This is a genomic window from Vibrio sp. 03_296 (assembly GCF_002265885.1).
The window spans coordinates 1-1268 of record NZ_NPKW01000838.1; the positions used below are offsets into that span (position 1 = coordinate 1).

General features: G+C 47.0%; 3 pseudogenes. All 3 read right to left on the bottom strand.

The features are described from left to right. Positions 1-530: pseudogene (tolA, locus tag CIK04_RS28280) on the bottom strand (cell envelope integrity protein TolA); the annotation flags it as partial. Positions 531-544: 14 nt separating this feature from the next. After that, positions 545-986 (bottom strand): annotated as a pseudogene (locus CIK04_RS28285) (biopolymer transporter ExbD). Further along, positions 986-1268 (bottom strand): annotated as a pseudogene (locus CIK04_RS28290) (MotA/TolQ/ExbB proton channel family protein); the annotation flags it as partial. The pseudogenes CIK04_RS28290 and CIK04_RS28285, both read right to left, overlap by 1 nt.

The window sequence follows — 1268 nt, forward strand, 5'->3', positions numbered from 1 at the left end:
TCTGCTCTGCTTTTGCGATAGCCGCTTCTTTCGCTAAACGTTCTTGTTCCGCTTTTTTAATCGCTTCTTCTTTTGTTTTTCGCTCAGCTTCAAGCTTTGCAACACGCTCTTTCTCTTTGCGCGCTTTTTCTTCAGCGATTCTCTTTTCTTGTTCTTTTTGTTTACGTACTTCTTCGGCTTCTCGCGCCGCTTTGGCATCACGCGCTTGTTGTGCTTTTAACTTGCGCAGCTGCTCTTCTTCCGCTTTGCGATTCTTCTCCAGTTGCTCTGCTTCACGACGCAGTTTATCTAATCTTTCTTGCTCTTTTTTGCTGCCGATTCGTCGCTGCTGACGGAATTTGGATTGGCTTGCTGTTTTACTAAGTTTAGGGTCAATGATCAACTGCCTGAACCATCTGTCCCACTCGGCCTGTGGTTTAGACATGGTAAAGTCCGCCCCCACAAAGCGCGATAACTAAAACAACGTGCAGAGCCGACGATACTGCTATCGGTACTACGTAATCATTCCGCTTGCTTTTCTTTTCTCTCATGATCGCGTCTGGTTCTATTTGATATCCGTCAATAGGCCGACTTTCTCGATGCCTGCCTTACTCAACTCATCTAGCAACAAAACGACTTCCGCATAAGGTGTCGCCGCGTCACCACCCACTGCCACGGGAGAATTTGGCTTTAGTGAAAGTTCGGCTTTCACACGTACAATCACATCTTCTAAAGAGAGTCCACGCTGAACTTCATCATTGTTAACACTCAGAYCTAGGTTACCCTCGCTGTCGACCTCAATGATGATAAAGCTGCTGTCACTTCACCCGCTAAATCCGACATGGTTTAGCGTTACTGGTTTTGGCAACTCAACGTCAAACGCCCTGAGAAACAAACGGGGACTGTTGCCATAAAGATGATTCAACAGTACTAACATAAACGTCGATATAGGGCACGACGTTAATCTCTGCGGTCATCTTACTCTTTTTTGGTTGATACCCGGCCATTACTGACTACCTGCCATCGCCTGACGGTGCAGAATGCTATGGAACTCTTCCGAAAACGTTGAGTAGTTGTGCTCTATTTGCCCTCTTTGCTAGCAAATCGGTTGAAGCCATAAACCGCAGGAATCGCGGCAAAAAGACCCATTGCTGTCGCAATAAGCGCTTCTGCGATACCCGGAGCCACCATTGATAATGTTGCTTGCTTCACTTCGCCAAGCGCGATGAAAGCATGCATGATACCCCACACAGTACCAAATAGACCGATGTATGGCGTAATGGAACCCA